Here is a 20,419-nt window from a genome sequence, read left to right as displayed (position 1 = left end):
TTATCATGAGGGGCTGTTCTCCCGCTTCAGGGGAGAATGGCTTCTTCTGTTTTTGTGCAAGGAGTTTCGCAGGCAATGGCAAAGGGAGTTCGTACCCAGGCGATGCGTGCCCTGGACGCAAAAAAAGTTGCTTACACTGTACATACCTTCGATGACAGCATTCGAGACGCCCAGCAGGTGGCGCAGACGCTGGGCCTGCCACCTGAGCAAGTGTTTAAGACACTGGTATTGCTGCGCGAAGATGACTTACAGGGGCGCCCATTCCTGCTCATGGTGCCGGCCAATTGCGAGGTTGACCTACGCCTGGTGGCACGAGAACTGGACATAAAAGGGGTGCGCATGGCCAGCCATATGCAGGCCGAGAAACTGACGGGTCTGAAGGTTGGGGGTATCTCGGCCCTGGCTCTCCTGCAAAAGCCGTTTTCGGTCTATCTTGATCGTAGCGCACAGGCGTTTGAGGAAATTCTTGTCAGTGGTGGGCAGCGCGGAGTTGATCTACAACTGCGCGTCGCAGACCTGCTCCAGGTCACAGGTGCACAATGGCTCCATGCCGCCCAGGCGGCTGAATGAGGAAGTTGCCCAACGCTGCTCAATCACGTGTCTACATATAATAGCGTGTCGCACCCGTCTTCATATGTAGGTGCGTGCTTGAGCAGCGCCGCATTACTCTAGTAGGCGCCGGTGTGCGAGCCTGTGGTGCCAGTGTAGGCCAGTGTCTTGCCACGCAAAAGTCGTCCAACCGCTTGAATAGTCTTGTCGATATCCTGCTCGGTAATGCCCAGGTGCGTGACGGCGCGTATCAGCACGGGACCCATGGCGCTAAAGCGAATGCCTGCCTCCTGTTTGACCAGTGCCACAAACTGGGTCGCGTCAAGCCCTGTCTCAGTCACATCGAAGAGCACAATATTGGTCTCGACCTCTTCGGGATTTAAGAAGAGCCTGGGTAGTTTCGCCAGGCCACGCGCCAGGCGCTGAGCGTTCTGGTGATCCTCTGCCAGGCGCTCGACATGGTGTTCTAGAGCATAGACGCCCGCGGCCGCGATGATTCCTGCCTGGCGCATCGCTCCCCCAAAGAGCTGCTTATAGCGCCATGCCTCGTTGATGAACTCGCGGGAGCCAGCCAGCACACCGCCTACAGGGGCACCCAGTCCCTTGCTCAGGTCGATCCAGAGACTATCAAATGAGTGTGCGTATTCATGGGCGGGGATGCCAGTGGCCACGACCGCGTTGAGCAGGCGGGCGCCATCCATATGCGTTGCCAACCCATGCTGGTGTGCGCTCTCGCAGACCTCGCGGATGGTTTCGAGCGGCCAGCAACGGCCGCCGCCGAGGTTCGCTGTCTGCTCGACGGAGATGAGGCGGCTGCGTGGATTATAGCGATCTCGTTTGCGCAGCCCCTCCTCCAGTTGTTGCGCGCTAAAGACGCCGCGCTCACCCTCCAGGGGGCGAACAAGAATGCCTCTCAGGGGGGTGGGGCCGCCACCCTCAAAGTGCAGGGGATGGGCGGTCTTATCCATCAGGATCTCGTCGCCAGGCTGGCAGTGAACGGCATAGGCCGCCTGGTTGCACATGGTACCAGAGGGGAGGTAGAGGGCCGCCTCCTTGCCAAGAAGCTGCGCGATCATGTCCTGCAAGCGATGAACCGTGGGATCTTCTCCCAATTGCTCATCGCCTACCTCGGCCTCGCACATATAGCGACGCATCTCAGGCGTGGGTTTAGTCACGGTGTCACTGTAAAGGTCTATAGTAATAGGCGTGTCCATGAGGTTATGTGTGGCTCCTAAATAGCTTATATATCTGTTTGTCTGACGTAATTTTTATTGTATCTGTATTTTTTGCTTTCTATTTTAAATATATATCACACTGGTGATGATTATGAGTCAAGAAAAGGTGGAGAAATAGCTCGAAGTGGCTAGTAGCCTCAAAAGTGTGGAGCGGAAAAAGGCAGACGGCCCAGTGTTGGGTCTTCTGCCTTTTCCACTTCTCTGCCAGAGAGGATGTCGCCTTAAACATGTGCCAGAGAGGAGTGTCTGCTGACTTGCGCGAATTGAGGTTGCTGGTTTAAGGCGTCCTGGGCCTGCTGCTGCACGCGTAGGAGGTGCGTAATGCCCTCCTGGATTGAGACTCTGGGCTGCCAGTCAAGGACCTGGCGGGCGCGCGTGTTATCAAGTATGATGGCGGAATCCTCGGCCAGCGCGCCTGAGATGTAGACTGGCTCGATATCACTGCCGAGGGCCTGGGCGGCCAGCAGGTATAGCTGTTTGAGGGTATAGCCCTCACCACGACTGATGTGCAGCGTATGGTTATTGCCGCGCGTCAGGACTTGCAGATTCGCCTGCATGACGTCATCAATAGCGATGTGGTCGTGCATGCTCTCTCCTGTGCCGCGAATAATGGGGCGCCGTCCCTCACTGAGCATATGCAGGAAATAATTGAGCGGGTGTGGATTATTGATCTTCCCATTGCCGCCATAGACATCGGCGTAGCGAAGAATGGTGTGAGTTAAGCCGTGCTGCTGGCTGTAGTAACGAACATACCATTCTCCCGCGGCCCGGCTAATATCGGCGGGTTGGCGTGGCTGTAAAGGGGTCTCCTCGCTGAGTGGGAGGTACTCCTCGCCGACTGGTCCATAGAGCGTATTGCCGCCCGAGGCGAAGATAAACTTGCGTACAGAGGCATTCACACAGCTGTCGAGCACATGCAGCAGTCCGCGAATGTGGGTATCTGCATCCAGAAGCGATTGTGCCAGTGGCACTTCATACAGATGTTGATTGACGTGATGAGTGACCACATCGGGGCGCTCGTTCGCTAAAATAGCGCGGAGTTTTTCGTCGCGAATATCTATTTGATAAAAGCGGGCGCGTGGGTCAACCGCGTTTACTGAACCATTGTTAAGATTATCAATGACAATAACGTTATGTCCAGCATCAAGATATGCTGTTGTAAGATGGCTACCTAAAAATCCTGCTCCACCCGTGATTGCAATTTTCATAGAAAAAGATCCCTTCTCCTCCTGAGACATTGAAGTATTGCCTACCACTTGTAGCGTTGGTATGATAACGCTCTCCCTGTATTCAGTGTATCCCTTGTATGTATAGACTAAATTCAATAGGTGTTCTTAAAATGGACCTATCGCTGGTCGATTGGTATGGAGAAAAAATACATTGTGGATAGAGAGCGGCGAAAGGCGGGTTGATCTTGTTGAGGTAATGTTGGAGAAAAAAGAAGAACGGAGGCATCAACTATGCCTCCGTTGCGTGTTGTTCGGCATGGGTAAATGTGTGGATTAAATGCGATGACGTACTAACGACATTACTCGATAGGCACTGAGCTGTTAAGTAGTTGATCGAGCGTCGATTTCTTGATGCGGTATGCCTGGCGTTTCCCACGATGGGGCAGGGTGATCGCTTCTAACGCTCCACTCTTGATCCAACGGCGCACTGTTGTGTCGTCTACACGCAGGCGGCGAGCTACTTCGCGAACGGTCAACAGCTCTTCTCTTGCGTCTTCTACCATTATGCCATCTCCTATGTTAATCTGGCGCGCTCCTTCAGCGAGTGCACTACTTTTCTGAAAAACACCTTTGTTTCCCTCAAGCCCTCCTCCAGGAGGCTGATGGTGGGTATTACCATCAAGGGCTGTCAAACATCGCTGCACTGACAGTTGCTGTAAGAGTCCTAGCATGGTACTCTATTGTTTTCAAGTTGTCTGTCTCTCTCCTTGCGTAACTGATGACGCAACGAAACTACATACAACACTGCCTGCCAGCTAACTATACTATACATATAGGCGCAAAATATACATATTGGCGCAAACCCACTGACATTCCTCCGCCAAAGGCGCGAAGCTTCTTCTTTCATCCAACCCGCTTGCCCATTTTCATCTTGTGGCGAGTCTGCTAAAGCGTCTATTTTGGTCTTCTTGTAGTAGCCATGTGTTCCAACGAAGGTTGTCTTCTTGATAGTCCCTTGCTTGACGTGATTGTTGAACATGTCTCTGATCATACCAAGTTTCTTTTGTGCCTCTTGTGCAGTATAGTATCCTGTAGCGATTTGCTCTTTAAGGTTTACCCCATACCGCCGCTGAAAGCCCCTGAACTTCAGTCATGGGGATGAAAGCGGCGTTCCTTTTTCGGGGCGAGGGTGTGGAGGGAAACAGATGATGCGAACAAATGTTCTTGACGGCAGATAGCTCTTAGCTGTATACTGTATGCGATGAGTGAAACCTACAAGAGCAACCGGAACGTGTATTATAGTTGCCACTACCATGTGGTCTGGTGCCCGAAATATCGGCGAAACGTGTTGATCGGGCCAATTGAAACACGCCTGAAAGAGATCATTGCCCAGGTGTGTCAGGAATGCCAGGCCGAGGTGGAAGAACTGGAAATCATGCCTGATCACGTGCATCTGCTGGTCAGTGTCGATCCTCAGTTCGGCATTCACCGCCTAATAAAGCTCATCAAAGGACGTTCCTCCCGGGTTCTGCGACAGGAATTTCCTGCGTTGAAACGCCGCTTGCCGAGCTTGTGGACGAATTCCTATTTTGTCGGAACAACTGGGGGAGCGCTCCTCTCCTTGATCAAGCAGTATATTGAGCAACAAAAGCATGTCTAAGCGAGAGAAACCACCAAAAGAGAAAAAGCCGACCAGAACCTACCAGTTCAGGCTCTATCCGACACACAAGCAAGAGCGAACATTGGAAGCATGGCTGACGCTCTGCTGTGAAGTCTATAATGCGGCTCTCGATGAACGCAAAAGCGCCTATCGCATCGCAGGGAGGTCTCTCTCGTATGAGGATCAATGTGCCGAGTTGCCCGGCTGCAAAGAAGTTCGCCCAGATCTGGCTCTTGTGCCCTCCCAGGTGCTCCAGGATGTGGTGAAGCGGGTGGATCTGGCCTTTGCCGCGTTCTTTCAGCGTGTCGAAGAAGGAAAAACCCCGGGCTTTCCCCGCTTTAAATCACGTTTTCGCTATCATTCGCTGACCTTCAAACAATATGGCAATAGCTTCAAGATCCATACCCAGGGCCAGAAGAACCGAGGGATGCTGGAACTGGCAAAATTCGGTCAGGTGAAAATGGTTCTGCATCGCCCGATCACAGGAACCCCCAAGACAGCGATTGTCAAACGCACTCCGACGGGCAAATGGTTTGTGAATATCACAGTGGAAGGCTCTCCGAAACAGACCCAGGAGAGCCACATGCCGCCTTCAGAGAAAGAAGTCGGCATTGATGTTGGCTTGAAAACCTTTGCCTACTTGAGCACAGCGGAAGAGATCGCCAATCCCCGCTTTTTTCGCGAGGACGAAGCAAGGCTGGCGCGCGCCCAACGCAAACTCTCCAAAGCTGCCAAGGGAAGCAAAGAGCGCGACAAGAAACGCAAAATTGTTGCGCGCACGCACGAGCGGATTGCCAATCGACGCAAAAACTTCATTGAGCAAGAAGTGTGCAAACTGGTCGCCCGCTTTGGCTTCATTGCTGTGGAAGCGCTCGTCGTGCGCAATATGGTCAAAAACCCGCGCCTTGCGAAATCGATCGCCGATGCGTCGTGGTCACAGTTTTTCATGCGCTTGCTCGCCAAAGCGGAAGAAGCTGGGAGGCAGGTCGTGAAAGTCAACCCGGCGTATACGTCCCAGACCTGTTCTGCTTGCGGTTGTCGTCAACCGATGCCGCTGTCAGTGCGGGTCTACGAGTGCCCCCAGTGTGGTCTGGTCATCCACCGCGACCACAATGGAAGCCTCAATATCTTAGCAAATGCACGTCAAGCCTGTGGACGAGCAGGCCGAGTCATTCCAGAAGCCCCCGGCTTGTAGCCGTGGGGAGTCGTCACTAGCCCCTTCTTCTTACTCGGCATGAGTTCTCTCTCTCTGCTTTAGATTTGCTTTAGTCTAACATAGACTGTAGCTGACTTGTGTTGGAAGTGTCAAATTAGCTAAAATAATTGACATAGTCAAGAACACGAAAAAGTTTTGTACCTCAAAGTCCAGCTTTCTTGATTGTGATCTGTTCCCCGTGTACAATCCTGATATTAAGGCTATTTACAGCTTTCTCGGCAAGCGTGGGTTGTATTAGGCTGCAAACGTGCGGTATACCAATGCTTAACTGCAACGGTTAGTGTGGTATCATCAGAAAAATAGCACTGCGGATGCCTTTGAGTTGGAGTGCGTAGAGGAGTATGCCGAGCCTGCTTCAAAAGTCTCTATCCCCTAGAAGCTGGCTTGTTTGGCTGGTTTGGCGCGAATATATGCCACAAAACAAAAACGGCTCTTTCCAGTTTCGCGCCCGCAAGAAAGAATAGTTAGAGAGGCAACAAACGATGTTGAGAGAGTTGGGGTTCTCAAGATGACACAAGCAAACAAGCGAAAGAAGCTCGTACTAATCGACGGCCATGCCATTATTCACCGTGCCTTTCACGCGGTGCCTGAAGATCTTTCCACGAGTAGCGGCGAGCCAGTCAATGCGACCTTTGGCTTCACCTCGATGCTGATGAAGGCATTATTGGAGGAGCGACCAGACTATATAGCGGTGACCTTTGACCGTCCGACGCCGACGTTTCGGCATGAGCAATACGCGCCGTATAAGGCGCACCGGCCAACGCTCCCCGATAATATGCGCCCTCAATTTTCGCGTATTCGCGAGGTGGTGCAGGCCTTTGGCATTCAGATCTACGAAAAAGATGGCTATGAGGCCGACGATGTGCTGGGAACCCTCTCCGTGCAGGCGAAGGCGCAGGGAGTTGATACCATTATCTATACCGGGGATATGGATACTCTGCAACTGGTCAATGAACAGGTGTTAGTGAAGGTTGCCAAGCGCGGTATTTCTGAAGTCGTGGAGTATGATGAGAAGGAAGTCCAGGCACGCTATGGCTTCGCTCCTCACCAGTTGATCGACTATAAGGGCCTGGTTGGTGATAAGTCAGATAATATTCCAGGTGTGGCGGGGATTGGCGCCAAGACGGCTACGCGCTTGATTGTCGAGTATGGCAACCTGGAAAATATTCTCGCCCATGCCAGTGAGTTGAAGCCAAAGGAGCAGAAACTGTTGCAGGAGGGCGAGGAGCAGGGGCGTCAGAGCAAGTTTCTGGCGACCATCGTGCTCGATGCACCCGTCTCTCTGGACCTTGAAGCGTGCCGCATGACGCATGTGGACAGCGAGCGCATTTTAACCCTCTTTCGCCAACTTGAGTTTCGCAACCAGGTCGAACGCGTCTTCGCGCTCTTCCGTCAGCTAGGTGTCAGCGTGACCTCTGAGGGCGATTCAAGGCTTCAGACGCTTGAAGAGCCGGATGCGCGCTCCGCCAGCGAAGCCGCTGCTGGAGATGAACGCGAACGCCTGATTTTAGCGTCACCGCTGGGTATCGTCCCCATCTTGCCTCTGCCGCAACCACCGGGGCGTGAGGAGATAGCTCCCGAGTATGTAGCCACAGCACCTGCCTCTACGGCGGAAGCCAGGGTTGCGACAGAGCCAAGAGTACTTCCTGAGACTCAGGAGCAGGAGCAGGATGGCCCCATGCAGTTAAGCCTCTTCAATACGCCAGAGCCGCGTGCGGAGGTTGCGCGCAAGTTGCGCCTACCAGGACCTGCATTGGTCGAGACCTCGCTCTTCTTTGAAGAAAGCAATGTGCAGCCGCCGACGAGCACCATGATCATTAACTCTGAGGAAGGGTTAGATGTACTGGTGAAGAGTTTGCGTGGCGCGGGCCACTTTGCCTTTGATACTGAGACGACCTCTGAGGATCAGCGCAAGGCCGACCTGGTTGGCCTGTCGTTTGCAATGGCCCCTGGCGAGGCGTACTATATTCCCGTCGGGCATATCACCACCGTCGATGGGCAGGAACCAGGGACCCAGTTACCGTTGCCGCGTGTTCTAGAGCAGCTCAAGCCCATCTTTGAAGATGCAAGCATTGGCAAGTACATGCATAACGCAAAGTATGATATAGCCGTCATGCTGCGTTACGGCATCCAGGTGGAGGGACTCAGCTTTGATAGCATGCTCGCCGCCTACCTGATTGAGCCTGGACGCCGTGGTCTGGGCCTGAAAGAGCAAGCCTTTCAACGCCTGAGCATCCTTATGACACCCATCACGGAGCTGATCGGCAGCGGCAGTAAGATGATTAGTATGGCGCAGGTTCCCATCCGCCGTGCCGCTGACTACGCGGGTAGCGATGCCGATATGACGTTGCGCCTGGTTGCTCCCTTGCATAAAGATCTGCAAAAGCATAACTTGCTTGATCTGTTCTATCGCCTTGAGATGCCTTTGATCAAGGTGCTGATGCAGATGGAACTCTATGGTGTCGCGCTTGATGCCGAGTTTTTGCATGAGTTTGGCGAACAGCTCGATGAGCAACTACGGAAGGCGGAGCAGACCATCTATGACGCAGTAGGGCATCACTTTAACGTCAACTCGCCTAAGCAACTGGGCGAAGTGCTCTTTGTCGAATTGAAGCTGCCCGCGGGAAAGAAGACCAAGACAGGCTATTCTGTGAGCGCGGACGTGATCGAGAACTTGCGTGGTATGCATCCTGCTATTGATTCATTGCTGGAGTACCGCCAGCTCAGCAAGCTCAAGTCGACCTACATTGATGGTTTACAGACCCTGATGGATCGCCAGACGGGGCGTGTCTATACCTCGTTCAACCAGACGATTGCCTCCAGTGGGCGTCTCTCCTCCAGTAACCCAAACCTGCAAAATATTCCCGTGCGTACTGAGCTTGGCCGCCAGATTCGGCGCGCCTTTATTGCGGATCCCAGCTATGTCCTGTTGACGGCTGATTATTCGCAGATCGAGCTGCGCATTCTGGCCAATATTACGAATGAGCCACGGCTGGTGGAGGCCTTTAACCAGGGCGAGGACATTCATACCATTACCGCGGCCTCCCTCTTTAGCGTGCCGGTGGAGGAGGTGACCCGAGATCAGCGGCGTCTGGCGAAAACGGTGGTATATGCCGTGCTCTATGGGCAGTCGGCCTATGGCCTCTCCCAGGTAACGGGGATGCGTCCCGGCGAGGCGGCTGACTTTATTAAGCGCTATCATGAGACCTTCCCCAATATCAAGGTCTACGTGGAGAGTACGCTGGAGCAGGCGCGCCGGCAGGGGTATGTCAATACCTGCTTTGGGCGCAAGCGTTTTATCCCGGATATGCGTGTGCTCTCGCATGTCGAGCGCCAGGCGCTGGAGCGTGAGGCAGTCAACATGCCTATTCAGGGGTCGAACGCCGACCTGATTAAGATTGCCATGTTGCGTTTGCAGCATGCCTTCCTGCAAAATGGCATGAAGACACGTATGATCTTGCAGGTGCATGACGAGCTTGTCTTTGAGGTGCCCGTCGAGGAGTTGGAGCGCGCGAAGCGGATGGTGAAGGCGGTTATGGAAGGGATTGGAACGTTATTGGTGCCCCAGAAGGTGCCGATAAAAGTAGATATGAAGTCTGGAAAGAACTGGTTTGCCGCCGAACCTGTGGTATAACAAGAGAAAAGATCCATTCCAGACGAGGAGTACATTTTGGTCCAGCTATCTCATCTTATTGAAAACTTGCCGCCGTTTCACTTTGCTGACGCAAAGCGGCGTATCGCGGAGAAGACCGCGCAGGGCGTGGATGTCGTCAATCTCTCGGTAGGCGATCCCGACCTCCCAGCTCCTCCCCAGGTCGTCGAGCGCCTTTGTGCTGAAATGCGTGTGGCGGAGAACCATCGCTATCCCGAGTATCGGGGTATGCAGGAGCTACACGAGGCCATCGCCAGTTGGTTCCAGCGTCGCTTTGGCGTGGAATTAGCACCCCAGCGGGAGATTATGCCCTTGATCGGCTCGAAAGAGGGTCTGGTCTATGCCGCCTCCTGTGTGCTTAACGCTGGTGATATCGCGCTCGCTCCTGATCCCTACTATCCTGTGTATATCTCGGCGAGCGCGAGTGTCGGCGCGCAGACATATCTGCTGCCTCTACGGGAGGAAAATGGCTTTCTCCCAGACTTGCAAAGTATCCCGGGGGATGTCCTGGCGAAGGCCAGGCTGCTCTGGCTGAACTATCCTAATAATCCAACCGCTGCCAGTGCCCCACGTTCATTCTTTGAGCAAGCAGTAGCCCTCGCGCGCCAGCATAACCTGGCGCTTGTGCATGATATGGCCTATGCCGAGGTCTATTATGACAACCACGAGCGCCCGCTCAGCCTGCTCGAAATTCCGGGCGCCAAAGAGGTCACGGTCGAGTTGCACTCCCTCAGCAAGACCTATAACATGGCTGGATTTCGTATAGGTATGATGGTCGGTAACCCGACGCTAGTAGATGCGGTGGCGCGCTTGAAAAGCAACGTGGATAGCGGCATCTTCCGTCCCGTCCAGTATGCTGCGATTGAAGCGTTAAACCTGCCCGAAGACTGGATTCTGGAGCGCAACGTCATTTATAAGCGGCGTCGCGATGCGCTGGTGCAGGGGTGGAATGCGCTTGGTTTGCGCGCCCCACTCAATCAAGCGGGCCTGTATGTCTGGGCGAGCGTGCCTCAGGGCTTTACCTCGAAACAATTTGCAGACTGGCTCTTTGAGAAGGCAGGTGTATTTCTGACGCCTGGGACGAACTTTGGCCCCTCGGGCGAAGGCTATGTACGTATCTCGCTGACCGCCCCCGAGGAGCGTATCCAACTGGCCCTGGAGCGCATCCAGCGGGCTTTTTCCTCATAGTGCAAGCGTTTTTAGGTTTGGAGTGTGTGTAGCCCTGGCAGCCCGTGGCTGCCAGGGCTACACACACTCCAAACCTATTTCTCTTTTTTCATGAAGGCCGCATAATATTGGTATATGTTGCTGGACGTTGTGGTTTGGAGCGTGCTAAACTTCCATAGGATGTAAAAATCTTCACTTTACTCGAGCAACTTGTATTACCTGCCATATATTTCTATATGCTTTTTGTTCTTTTGCGTTATACATCAATACCATAGGGAGATGAATATCTGAGTGATTACCGCAAAGCCTTAGAGAAAGAGCTCAAGGATGAAAAACGCGCACAAAATACGGATCAACCCGACGCCTGAACAGGTGGAGTATCTCAAACGTGCCTGTGGTACGAGAAGATTCATTTACAACTGGGGGAGAGAACAGTGGGAGAAACAGTATCAAGCGTACAAAGTGGAACAGGAAACGGTCCCCGAGGCCGAGCGCACGCTCACGTCCCCCAACGCGATGTCCCTGAAAAAGCAGTTCAACAAGATCCGGGAGCAGGAGTATCCGTGGACCTACGACGTGACGAAATGTGTGGTGGAAGGAGCTTTTGATGACCTGAAGAAAGCCTACGACAACTTCTTCGCAGGCCGAGCCGAGTATCCCAGGTACAAGAAAAAAGGGAAATCGCACGAATCCTTTTACCTTTCCAATGACAAATTCACCCTCGGCAGTCATTGGATGTCAATCCCAGGACTTGGCCGCTTCCTTCTGGATCAGCGCAAGATCGAGAAAGGGCGAGGGAAACTGCTTCGCAAACTTGGGACCGTTAATCTTGCCGAAAAGCTGCGCTTTGTGGAGGAGGGAAAAGCGCCACAGCCGACGAAGAAGCGCAACCAGCGCAAGCAGGTCATCTGTGAGTCGGTCAAAATGCTGAGGGCAACGGTCTCCTGTGAAGCAGGTCACTGGTATGTGAGTATTCAGGTCGAGATCAAGAAACAGCGCCCTCCCACTCCCACGGCTGTCGTGGGGGTGGATGTGGGCATCAAGCAGGCTGCTGTGGTTTCCGATGGGCGACGACTTGAGAACCAAAAGCCGCTCGAACACCATCTGGGGAAGCTCGGCAAGCTGCAACGAACCCTTGCACGGAAGCAGAAAACGAAAGACCCGGAGACGGGCCGAACCGTTTTCGGCAAAAATTATGAGAAACAACGGGTGAAGGTGGCCCGCGAGCACCAGAAGATCGCCAATATTCGCCGGGATGTCCAGCACAAGTTTACCACCGAACTGGCACGGACCGCTGGAGTGATCGGCATCGAAGACCTCCATCTGTTGGGGATGATGGCCAATCACAAACTGGCGAGAGCTGTGGCTGATGCGGCGATGGGACAACTCTTGCAGTTCCTCAAGACCAAGGTCGCCACCGCAGGAGGAGACGTGTTCATTGCTTCGCGCTGGTTTCCTTCCACCAAACGGTGTTCGTGTTGTGGGCAGGTCAAAAAGCGCATGCCACTCAAACATCGTACCTATCAATGCCTGGTTTGTAAACTCATCCTGGACCGCGACGTGAATGCCGCGTTGAATCTCGCGTGGTTCGCCACCGACATGCTTCGCCAGCTTCACGCCTAAAGCTGGCCGTCCTGGGTAGTGGCTACGACCGATGACGTAAAAGCGCCTGTGGAGTCAATGTGAGACCGAAACGGGAGGGCTGATCCAAAGGTTCCCGTGCGCTGGCAACTGACGATGAAGCAGGAACAACTGACCGCTTAAGGGTGGGTTCGCTCACCTTTGAGTATGAGAACGGTAGCAGAATACACATACACGCTTGTAGGTAAGTAAGGAGCGTTGACTGATGATTCTGGATCATACGTCTGTTGAGAAGCCTCAACAGCAGGGACCAGATGCATGGCATCTGCGTGTTGGGCACGATATTTGTGGTGATGTGCAGCAGGCGCTTAATCATGAGTGGTTGGTGACGAATGGCCTGGGAGGGTACGCAGCTGGTTCGATTTGTGGCGCAACAACCCGCAGCTATCATGGTCTGCTGGTGGCTGCGCTTCAGCCACCCGTGGCGCGCACTGTTTTTGTAAGTAAGGTTGATGAAGAGATTACCTTGCCAGGCGGCGAGGTGCTCAAGCTAGGAGTTAATGAGTATCACGACAAGGTGGTGGATCCTCAAGGGTATCAGTATTTGCAAGAAGTGGTGCTGGATGGAGATGTTCCTTGTTTCCGCTATCGTCTCACGGATCAGTTGGAGCTGGTCAAGCGTGTCTGGATGGAGTATGGACAGAATACAACCTACATTCAGTATACCCTTGAAGGAGCGGGCGATGAGATAGCCGATGAGAACCTGACGCTGACACTGGTGCCTTTCTGCCTCTCGCGCGACTATCACGCTTCGACGCAAGGGTCCGACGATTGGCATTTTATTGTAGATAGCCAGCATAATCGCTGCCGTATTCGCGCCTATAATGAGGCGCCAGTCTATCACTTGATAGCGGGTCCCTCGGCGTTTTTCTCCCCCACGGGCCTCTGGTACTGGCGTGTGCTGCATCGGCGGGAGAGCGAACGTGGTCTGCTGGATCAGGAAGATGTGTATCAGCCAGGAATTTTTCGCATGCCCATTACGACGGGTATGCGTGTCACCTTTGTCTTAAGTGCTGAACAGAATCTCCCCTCGGACCTGGGTGGACCACGCCATGAAGAACTGGTCACGGCGGCGCTGGTTCGTCACCAGCGACGTGTGCGTCAACTGCTCTCCGTGGCTGAGCGTACTATGGATAATCTAGAAGAGCGTGATCCAGTGCTGGCACGCCTGGTTGTGGCCGCCGATCAGTTTATTGTTGCGCGCCCAAACTACGCGCAGGCAAAGGCCTCTCGCCAACCATTGCGCCTTGCTCCAGATCGCAAGACGATCATCGCGGGCTACCCCTGGTTTACGGATTGGGGACGCGATAGCATGATTTCATTGCCGGGCTTGTTGCTGGCAACGGGTCGCTATAGTGAGGCCCGCGGACTGCTCAAGGCCTTTGCCTCCTACACACATGAGGGCCTGATCCCCAATCGCTTCCCCGATCAAGGCGAGCACCCCGAGTACAATACCATAGATGCCACTCTCTGGATGTTTCACGCGCTTGGGTTGTACCTACAAGCCACCGATGACTGGTCACTCCTCAAGGAGCTTTTCCCAGTACTGCAAGAGATTATTGTTCGCCATGAGCAGGGAACGCTCTTCAATATTGGGATGGATGCGACAGATGGTCTCCTGCATGGAGGAACGGACGGGGTCCAACTCACCTGGATGGACGCGAAGGTTGACGGTTGGGTCGTCACGCCGCGACGAGGCAAGCCAGTAGAGATAAACGCGCTCTGGTATGCCGCCTTAACGAAGATGGAGGCCTGGGCCGTGCGCCTCTCGACGGATGCCTCACACTATAGTCAATTGCGTACCCTGGTGCGACAGCATTTTGCCAGGCGTTTCTGGTATGCAGAGGGCGGCTATCTCTATGATGTGGTCGATGTTGATGGGAACGCGGGCCAGACGGATGCCTCGCTTCGCCCCAATCAGTTGTTCGCGGTCTCCCTCTGCCGGGACCTGCTTTCGGGGGGGCAATGTGCCAGCATTTTGCAGCAAGTTGAGCAGCATTTGCTTACGCCTTTGGGGCTACGCTCGCTCAGTCCAACCGATCCCGCGTATCATCAGCACTTTAGCGGAAATCGTTGGCAGCGTGATAGCGCATACCACCAGGGAACCGTCTGGCAGTGGTTGCTTGGCCCCTTTATCGATGTGCATTTGCGTGTGCACAAGGATCGTGATCAGTTACGTACCTTGCTCTTGACCGCTCTGGACCAACTCTGGCAGAATTGTCTCGGGACCATTAGTGAGGTGGCTGAACCAGAACCACCCTATGTCGTGGGCGGGTGTGTGGCCCAGGCCTGGAGCGTGGCGGAGTTCTTACGTTGCTGGCTGCTCTTGCAAGAAAAGTAGCCCGGGACTTTCCGAGTGGGGACTTCTGGCAGGAGGCCCCTGGTTTTTCATGTTGTTCTAATGTCTCCAGTTTATAGTGTAGACATCGTGTTGGCTACCTATGCCGCAGGAGTCGTGGTGGAGGTAACCAACATGATGCGGCTTTCAATGTACGAGGTACGGTGTTATGCGTATCCTGATTATAGAGGATGATCCCCGTCTGGGTCCGAGTTTGAAGAAGGGCCTCGAAGGTAGCCATCATGCGGTCGATTTGTTAGCCGATGGCGAAGATGCGGTGTATATGGCTACCTCCATTCCTTATGACCTGGTCATACTCGATATCCTGCTTCCCGGTTTAAGTGGCTTTGAAGTCTGCCGTCAGTTGCGTGAACAGGGCAAGACGATGCCTATTTTGTTGCTAACCGCGCTGGGCGAGGTGGAGCATCGTGTCAAAGGATTAGACCTGGGGGCAGATGATTATCTCACCAAGCCCTTTGCATTTAGCGAGCTTGAGGCGCGTGTACGAGCCCTTCTGCGTCGGGGGGGACCAGTCTTATCTGCAACATTACAATTTATGGATATTACGCTTGATACCAGGACGCATGAGGTTAAACGCGCGGAGCGCCTGATTCCCCTGGGAAACAAAGAGTATGCTCTCCTTGAGTTTTTTATGCGCCATCCGCACCAGGTGCTGAGTAGATCGATGATTGTCGAGCATGTCTGGGATGGCGACACCGAACACCTCTCCAATGTTATTGATGTCTATATTCGCTATCTCCGGCGCAAGCTCTGCAATGAGAATGAGCCAAATGTCATTCAGACGATACGTGGCTCTGGTTATCAGCTCAAGGAACCCTTATAATATGCGAATGCGTCGGCCACAGCTCTTTCCCCCCGGACTGCGTGTACAATTAACCCTCTGGTATATTGCCGTCTCCGCTACGCTGGTGATTTTGTGTGCTACGGCCTTCTATATGATAGTCAAAATTCAATTGGAGACGAATTTTGATACCGCGTTGCGCCTGCGAACACAACAAATTGCTCAGGCCTTGATCGTCTCACAAGGACGCATGGATACCTCGGATATTGCGGGGCAGATGTCGCAGTTAGGCGCAACCGCTGCCTATATCGATACGCATCCTGGCCAGAGTAAGCGTACTTTTCAACAGGAGAAAGACGTTTCACCAGGCGATTTCTTTGTGCGCGTACTAGATGAGCACGCACAAACACTCTATGCGACCACAGATATGCGTCGACTGGCGTTAAATACGGCAAGCGTCCATGATCCGCTTCACGGAATCCCCTGGCGTGGAACTGTCTATGATGCTGATGGTCAGCAGGTGCGGGTATACTGTACGATGCTCGTCTGGCAGAACCAGATTATTGGCGTTATTCAGGTTGGACAGTCGTTAGAGAGCCTGAATGAGCAACTGCAAACAGTTCTGTATATCCTCATCGGTATCTGCTCGGTCTTATTACTTGTGTGCGGCCTCTGTAGCTACTGGTTCTCGGCGCGAGCATTTAGGCCGATTCATCATCTTGCGCGGACTGCGCGTATGATCAATGCCCAGGATCTACAGAAACGTGTGCCTCTACCCCGAGCCAGAGATGAGGTCTATGACCTGGCATTACTCTTTAACCAGATGATAGGACGCCTTGAGCGCGCCTTTGAGCATCAGCGTCGCTTTGTTGCCGATGCCTCGCATGAACTGCGCACACCGGTGGCCGTGATTCGTAATATGACAGAGGTCGCGCTCTCTCGTTCCGAGAAGACGGAAGAGTATATTATGGTCCTGGAGGGCATCAACGAAGAGACCGAGCGCCTGGGAAGGCTTATTAATGATCTCCTGGCCCTGGCGCGTGCCGATGAACAGAAGATGCAACTCGATTATGAGCCTGTGCGCCTGGATTTTCTGGCGGCTGATGCGATTGAGAGCATGGAACCCCTGGCCCAGGAACGCCAGGTAAGCCTGGCGAGCGGCCTTCTACAGGCGGCAACGGTCATGGGCGATGCCGCGCGCCTGATTCAGATTATTCTGAGCTTGCTTGACAATGCCCTCAAATATACAAATAGTGGTGGAAAGGTGACGGTATCGGTTGAGATATGTGAGGACCTGGCACAGTTGCGTGTTCAGGACACAGGCATAGGCATATCACCTGAAGAGAAGCAACATATCTTCGAGCGCTTTTATCGCGCCGATCCCGCGCGTTCAAAGGCGCTTGGTGGTTATGGCCTGGGCCTCTCTATTGTGGAACTGCTGGTGCGTTTGCAGCACGGCACTGTCTCGGTCGAGAGTGAGCCTGGCAAGGGAGCACTGTTTATTATCACCTTCCCGCTGGCCTCAGAGGCTGCCGGGATAGGGTTATAGAAGTTTCTCTCTGAGGCTTCTCTCTGCGCGGGCAGGCTCTCAGTTAGAGCACGTGCACGACAATCGCGCTTGCGTTCCCTTCGCCCCCGGCATTATTGGCTTCTTGTACCAGCAGGCGCGCTATCTCTTCGGTACGAGGATGTTGACGTAAAATGTCTTCAATTCGCTTCTCAGGCAGCATATGCCAGACCCCATCGGTGCACAGAATGAGCAGATCGCCAGGTTCCAGGGCGCGCTGAGAACAGTCAACTGTCACCATGGCATTTTGGCCCAGTGTACGGTAGTGTTGATGGCGTTTGGCGCTGGCGCGCACTTCATCTGCCTGGAGCAATCCAGCATCAACAAGATTGGCGGCGATGGTATGGTCGTGGGTCGCACATTGTAAGCCCTGTCGCTGGCTAAAATGGTAAACACGGCTATCGCCCACGTTGGCAACATAGAGTCGCTCTCTATAGAGCAGGGCTACCGCCAGGGTTGTGGCCATCGTCGCGTCATAGTCTGCGTTACAATGGTAGACGACGCGGTTGGCTTGCCGCACTGCGTCGGCAAGCCATTGCTCCAGAATTTTCTCGCTCATGGGTAATGCCTGGCGCTGACCTGAGAAGGTGGCGCCTGTGTCTCCAGGCGTGCGTGGAGCATTAATGGGTGTGCCGCGAGAGTGCGAGCGTGTGGTATCTGCCAGTAAAGGGACAAGCGTATCGGCGACGGTCTCAACGGCCAGTCGACTGGCTTCATGCCCTAATGCAGGCTTCCCCTGTGGTCCGAGAAGACCATCCGCAATAGCAAAGATGGCGAAGGGGTGTGGTGATGGTTGTACATTCACGCAGAGTCCTTGGAGGAGCAGGAGCATATCCTCGTTCTCCTGGGCCTTGCGCCCCCTATCGCTTTCATAGCTGGCCTCGCACTGCGCCCCAAGCGTGGGCATCGTCTCATCCAGTCCATGCCCACAGTGACGACAGAAGCGAGAGCTGCTGCGGTTCTCCCTCCCGCACTGTGGGCAGGGATTTTCGGGCATAACGGTTCGCGTGATCACGTTCGAGCTATGCGAGACGAGTGTGAGATCGGCGATGGTCGGCTCTGAGGAGATCGTGTTTGTCGCCAGAGCTGCCCGCACAGCCGCTGCGAAGTCGCCAGCGCTTTGATAGCGCTTGCGTGGATCGAGATCCATGGCGCGCAAAATGCACGCATCGACCTCTGGTGGCAGTGCTTGATTGAGTTTGCTGGGCGCGGGAATTTCGGTGGCATGTGTCTTGATTACCGCCTGCACAGGCAAAAGACCCGTAAATATCTGGTAGGCGACCACACCCATCGAATAAATATCGCTGGTGGGTTCCGCGTTGCCCTGATCCTGCTCGGGCGCGATATAGTGTTCTGTGCCTAAAGAGAGGCCGCGCTGTGTTAGTGGTTTCTCCTGTTGCATAGCGCGGGCGATGCCAAAGTCGGCCAGGATGAGATGCCCATCATCCTGTGAAATAAGTAAATTGGAGGGCTTAATATCGCGGTGTACGATCTGCTGCGGATGCGCATGAATTGTATCGATGGCAGCAGCCATGTCGTCCATGTAACTCAGGGCCTGCTGTGTCGGCAGGGGAAGCTCGGGTTTGAGCAAGGCCTTGAGCGTCCCACCTGTGATAAGCGGCATTTCCAGGTAGAGAAGAGGCCCATCCTGCCCAAAGTTATGAACCGACACAATATTTTTGTGCTTGAGCTGATGGGCATAGCGCGCCTCGCGTCGAAAGCGCTCGATCGCGGTTTGCGGATCCATGATACTATTTTTGAGCGAGAGGACCTTGAGCGCGACCTGACTCATTTCGAAGGTGTCGCTGGCACGGTAGACCACACCCATCCCGCCCATGCCTATGAGCGTCTCGATGCGGTAACGACCCGCTACCAGGGCTTCAGGCAGCAGGCATTGGCAGAATGGATTGGTGCATTGTAGCGTGCCAGGTGGATAATCAATCTGGCAACGTGGATTTAGACAACGTGGCATACAAACTCTCTTCTTCCAGGAATGGCGTTTCTTCCCAAGTGTATGAGAGATTCTCTCCTGCTGTCAATATCGACAAAGTTGTATGAAATATGTAGTGTTTGGCAGCATTCCCTTGATTGTATTTCTCCCCTGGCAAAGGAAGGTACTGAGACAAGAAGTAGCCAGGCGTTATTGTGTTTTTGCCTGACTACTCTTTAAATGCTTGAAAACTCTAATAAATATACGTTGCAAGTGCATGAAAGTTGTAGCCATAGGTAGGATGACTAGAGTTTGCCACAATCTATGAAGAACGGTATAATCTGTCAAGATATTGATATGGAAAGGGCTGTATTTCTCCTCCATGTCCTGTTTACCTCCTATCGGAAACCTGAGCGCGGAGCGCTAGCTACGGGAGTAGTGTTGGTTTCCGCATGAGAAGACGGAAGAGCTTAAAGGATAACACGATTCTATGCTGCAAACACTCCCACTCGTCCTATACATAATCATGATCGAATTGACGATTGGCTCCGTGAGTGTGCTGGTCTTTCTCGATTGGCGCAACGAGGTCAAACGTGGTTTTCTGGTCTCCTACGCTTTTATCTATCTCGCCCTTGCTGGACTGACGTATTTGTTTCAGCAAAACTTCGCCACCGGTGAACTACTCAATACCTATCGCTCCCTGGATCATAGCTGGACAGGCTGGCAGACCCTGCCATTGCTCCTCTTCTTTGTGCTGCTGATCCCTTACACGCTCTTTCTCTTACTAGATAAGAAAGCCGGTGTGGATGGAAAGGTGGAGCATGAGAAGGCTGAAGACGAGGCCCAGAAAGAGGGGAAACCCGCTCCGCGCCGTTCGATACTGCGTGGATTACGCCTCTTAAGCGGTGTGGCTACGGTCATTGCGGGCCTGGTGACGCTTCTGGTGTTGGGGATGATCTTCCGTCCGCTGGCTGGGAGCATTGCGGGTGGTGCCTTTACCGTCGCGGGTTTCTACGCAGCGGCCTTTGCCCTGGGTGGCGTGATGACCGCCATGTGGCTGGGTCACTGGTACCTGGTCACGCCCGCGCTCTCAGAGCGACCACTGCTGTTCTCTACCAGCGTTGTCTTACTGGCTATTATCGCGCAGATTATCTTCTTGCCACTGACCGGCCCAACCACGTCGCATGCGAACCAGGCCTCTTCCAGCCAGCCAGCTGTGGTAGCCTCAACACCCACGCCCGCGCCAACTCAGGCCTCCTCTAGCCAGGTGAAGCCTGCTGGCCAACCGGTCATTACTCCTCTGGATACAGGTGCGATTAACTGGCTGCGTATTCTGGTGAGCTTTGTGCTTCCCCTCATCCTGGGCGGCCTCTCCTGGAAGCTCGTCCGTGATCGCTCGTTCCAGTCGGCGACGGGCATGCTCTACCTGGTGGTGGTACTCACCCTGGCGGGCGAGATCATGGCTCGTGGCCTCTTCTTGATGGGCCTCTAAT

General features: G+C 53.9%; 14 protein-coding genes. 10 read left to right on the top strand and 4 right to left on the bottom strand.

Features of this window, described 5'->3' with window-relative positions:
* Positions 1-75 precede the first annotated feature (75 nt).
* A complete protein-coding gene (locus KTE_RS06225) occupies positions 76-570 on the top strand; it encodes an aminoacyl-tRNA deacylase (protein ID WP_201379585.1) in 495 nt (164 codons plus the stop codon).
* A 98-nt stretch (positions 571-668) separates the two neighbouring features.
* On the opposite strand, the gene KTE_RS06220 is transcribed toward KTE_RS06225, so the two are convergent.
* The 3 genes from KTE_RS06220 to KTE_RS06210 form a co-directional block, all read right to left on the bottom strand.
* Positions 669-1,763: a low specificity L-threonine aldolase gene (locus KTE_RS06220; protein WP_201379583.1), complete on the bottom strand. Its 1,095-nt coding sequence runs from the start codon at positions 1,761-1,763 to the stop codon at positions 669-671.
* Positions 1,764-2,005: 242 nt separating this feature from the next.
* Positions 2,006-2,992 carry an NAD-dependent epimerase/dehydratase family protein gene (locus tag KTE_RS06215; RefSeq protein ID WP_201379582.1) on the bottom strand — a complete coding sequence of 329 codons (987 nt, stop codon included), beginning with the start codon at positions 2,990-2,992 and terminating at the stop codon, positions 2,006-2,008.
* Positions 2,993-3,312: 320 nt separating this feature from the next.
* Complete coding sequence (locus KTE_RS06210) at positions 3,313-3,516, bottom strand: helix-turn-helix domain-containing protein (protein ID WP_007906152.1); 204 nt, start codon at positions 3,514-3,516, stop codon at positions 3,313-3,315.
* Between the two features lie 698 nt (positions 3,517-4,214).
* On the opposite strand from KTE_RS06210, the gene tnpA reads away from it, so the two are divergent.
* From tnpA to KTE_RS06170, 8 genes are all read left to right on the top strand, one after another.
* Positions 4,215-4,613, top strand: coding sequence for an IS200/IS605 family transposase (tnpA, locus tag KTE_RS06205; RefSeq protein ID WP_201379581.1), 399 nt, complete (start codon positions 4,215-4,217; stop codon positions 4,611-4,613).
* Entirely contained in the window at positions 4,606-5,808 is a 1,203-nt protein-coding gene (locus KTE_RS06200; RefSeq protein ID WP_201379580.1) for an RNA-guided endonuclease TnpB family protein, read from the top strand. The genes tnpA and KTE_RS06200 overlap by 8 nt, the downstream gene beginning before the upstream one ends.
* A gap of 529 nt (positions 5,809-6,337) precedes the next feature.
* Positions 6,338-9,463, top strand: a complete 3,126-nt coding sequence (gene polA / locus KTE_RS06195; RefSeq protein ID WP_201379579.1) for a DNA polymerase I — start codon at positions 6,338-6,340, stop codon at positions 9,461-9,463.
* Between the two features lie 36 nt (positions 9,464-9,499).
* A complete protein-coding gene (locus KTE_RS06190; RefSeq protein ID WP_201379578.1) occupies positions 9,500-10,669 on the top strand; it encodes an LL-diaminopimelate aminotransferase in 1,170 nt (389 codons plus the stop codon).
* 306 nt (positions 10,670-10,975) lie between these two features.
* The gene (locus tag KTE_RS06185) at positions 10,976-12,271 is read left to right on the top strand and encodes an RNA-guided endonuclease TnpB family protein (RefSeq protein WP_201379576.1); all 1,296 of its coding nucleotides are present in this window, start codon (positions 10,976-10,978) and stop codon (positions 12,269-12,271) included.
* 223 nt (positions 12,272-12,494) lie between these two features.
* Positions 12,495-14,630, top strand: coding sequence for an amylo-alpha-1,6-glucosidase (locus tag KTE_RS06180; RefSeq protein ID WP_201379574.1), 2,136 nt, complete (start codon positions 12,495-12,497; stop codon positions 14,628-14,630).
* A 166-nt stretch (positions 14,631-14,796) separates the two neighbouring features.
* Positions 14,797-15,471, top strand: coding sequence for a response regulator transcription factor (locus KTE_RS06175; protein WP_201379572.1), 675 nt, complete (start codon positions 14,797-14,799; stop codon positions 15,469-15,471).
* A gap of 1 nt (position 15,472) precedes the next feature.
* Complete coding sequence (locus tag KTE_RS06170; protein ID WP_201379570.1) at positions 15,473-16,978, top strand: ATP-binding protein; 1,506 nt, start codon at positions 15,473-15,475, stop codon at positions 16,976-16,978.
* 43 nt (positions 16,979-17,021) lie between these two features.
* On the opposite strand, the gene KTE_RS06165 is transcribed toward KTE_RS06170, so the two are convergent.
* Positions 17,022-18,968, bottom strand: a complete 1,947-nt coding sequence (locus KTE_RS06165; RefSeq protein ID WP_201379568.1) for a protein kinase — start codon at positions 18,966-18,968, stop codon at positions 17,022-17,024.
* 448 nt (positions 18,969-19,416) lie between these two features.
* Here KTE_RS06165 and KTE_RS06160 point away from each other — a divergent pair, with 448 nt between their 5' ends.
* Entirely contained in the window at positions 19,417-20,418 is a 1,002-nt protein-coding gene (locus KTE_RS06160; protein ID WP_201379567.1) for a hypothetical protein, read from the top strand.
* The last annotated feature ends 1 nt before the right edge of the window (position 20,419 follow it).

Source organism: Ktedonobacter sp. SOSP1-85 (assembly GCF_016587415.1).
Taxonomy (GTDB): domain Bacteria; phylum Chloroflexota; class Ktedonobacteria; order Ktedonobacterales; family Ktedonobacteraceae; genus Ktedonobacter.
The sequence above is the reverse complement of the archived record's forward strand: the minus strand, read 5'-3'. Positions and strand labels throughout refer to the sequence as shown.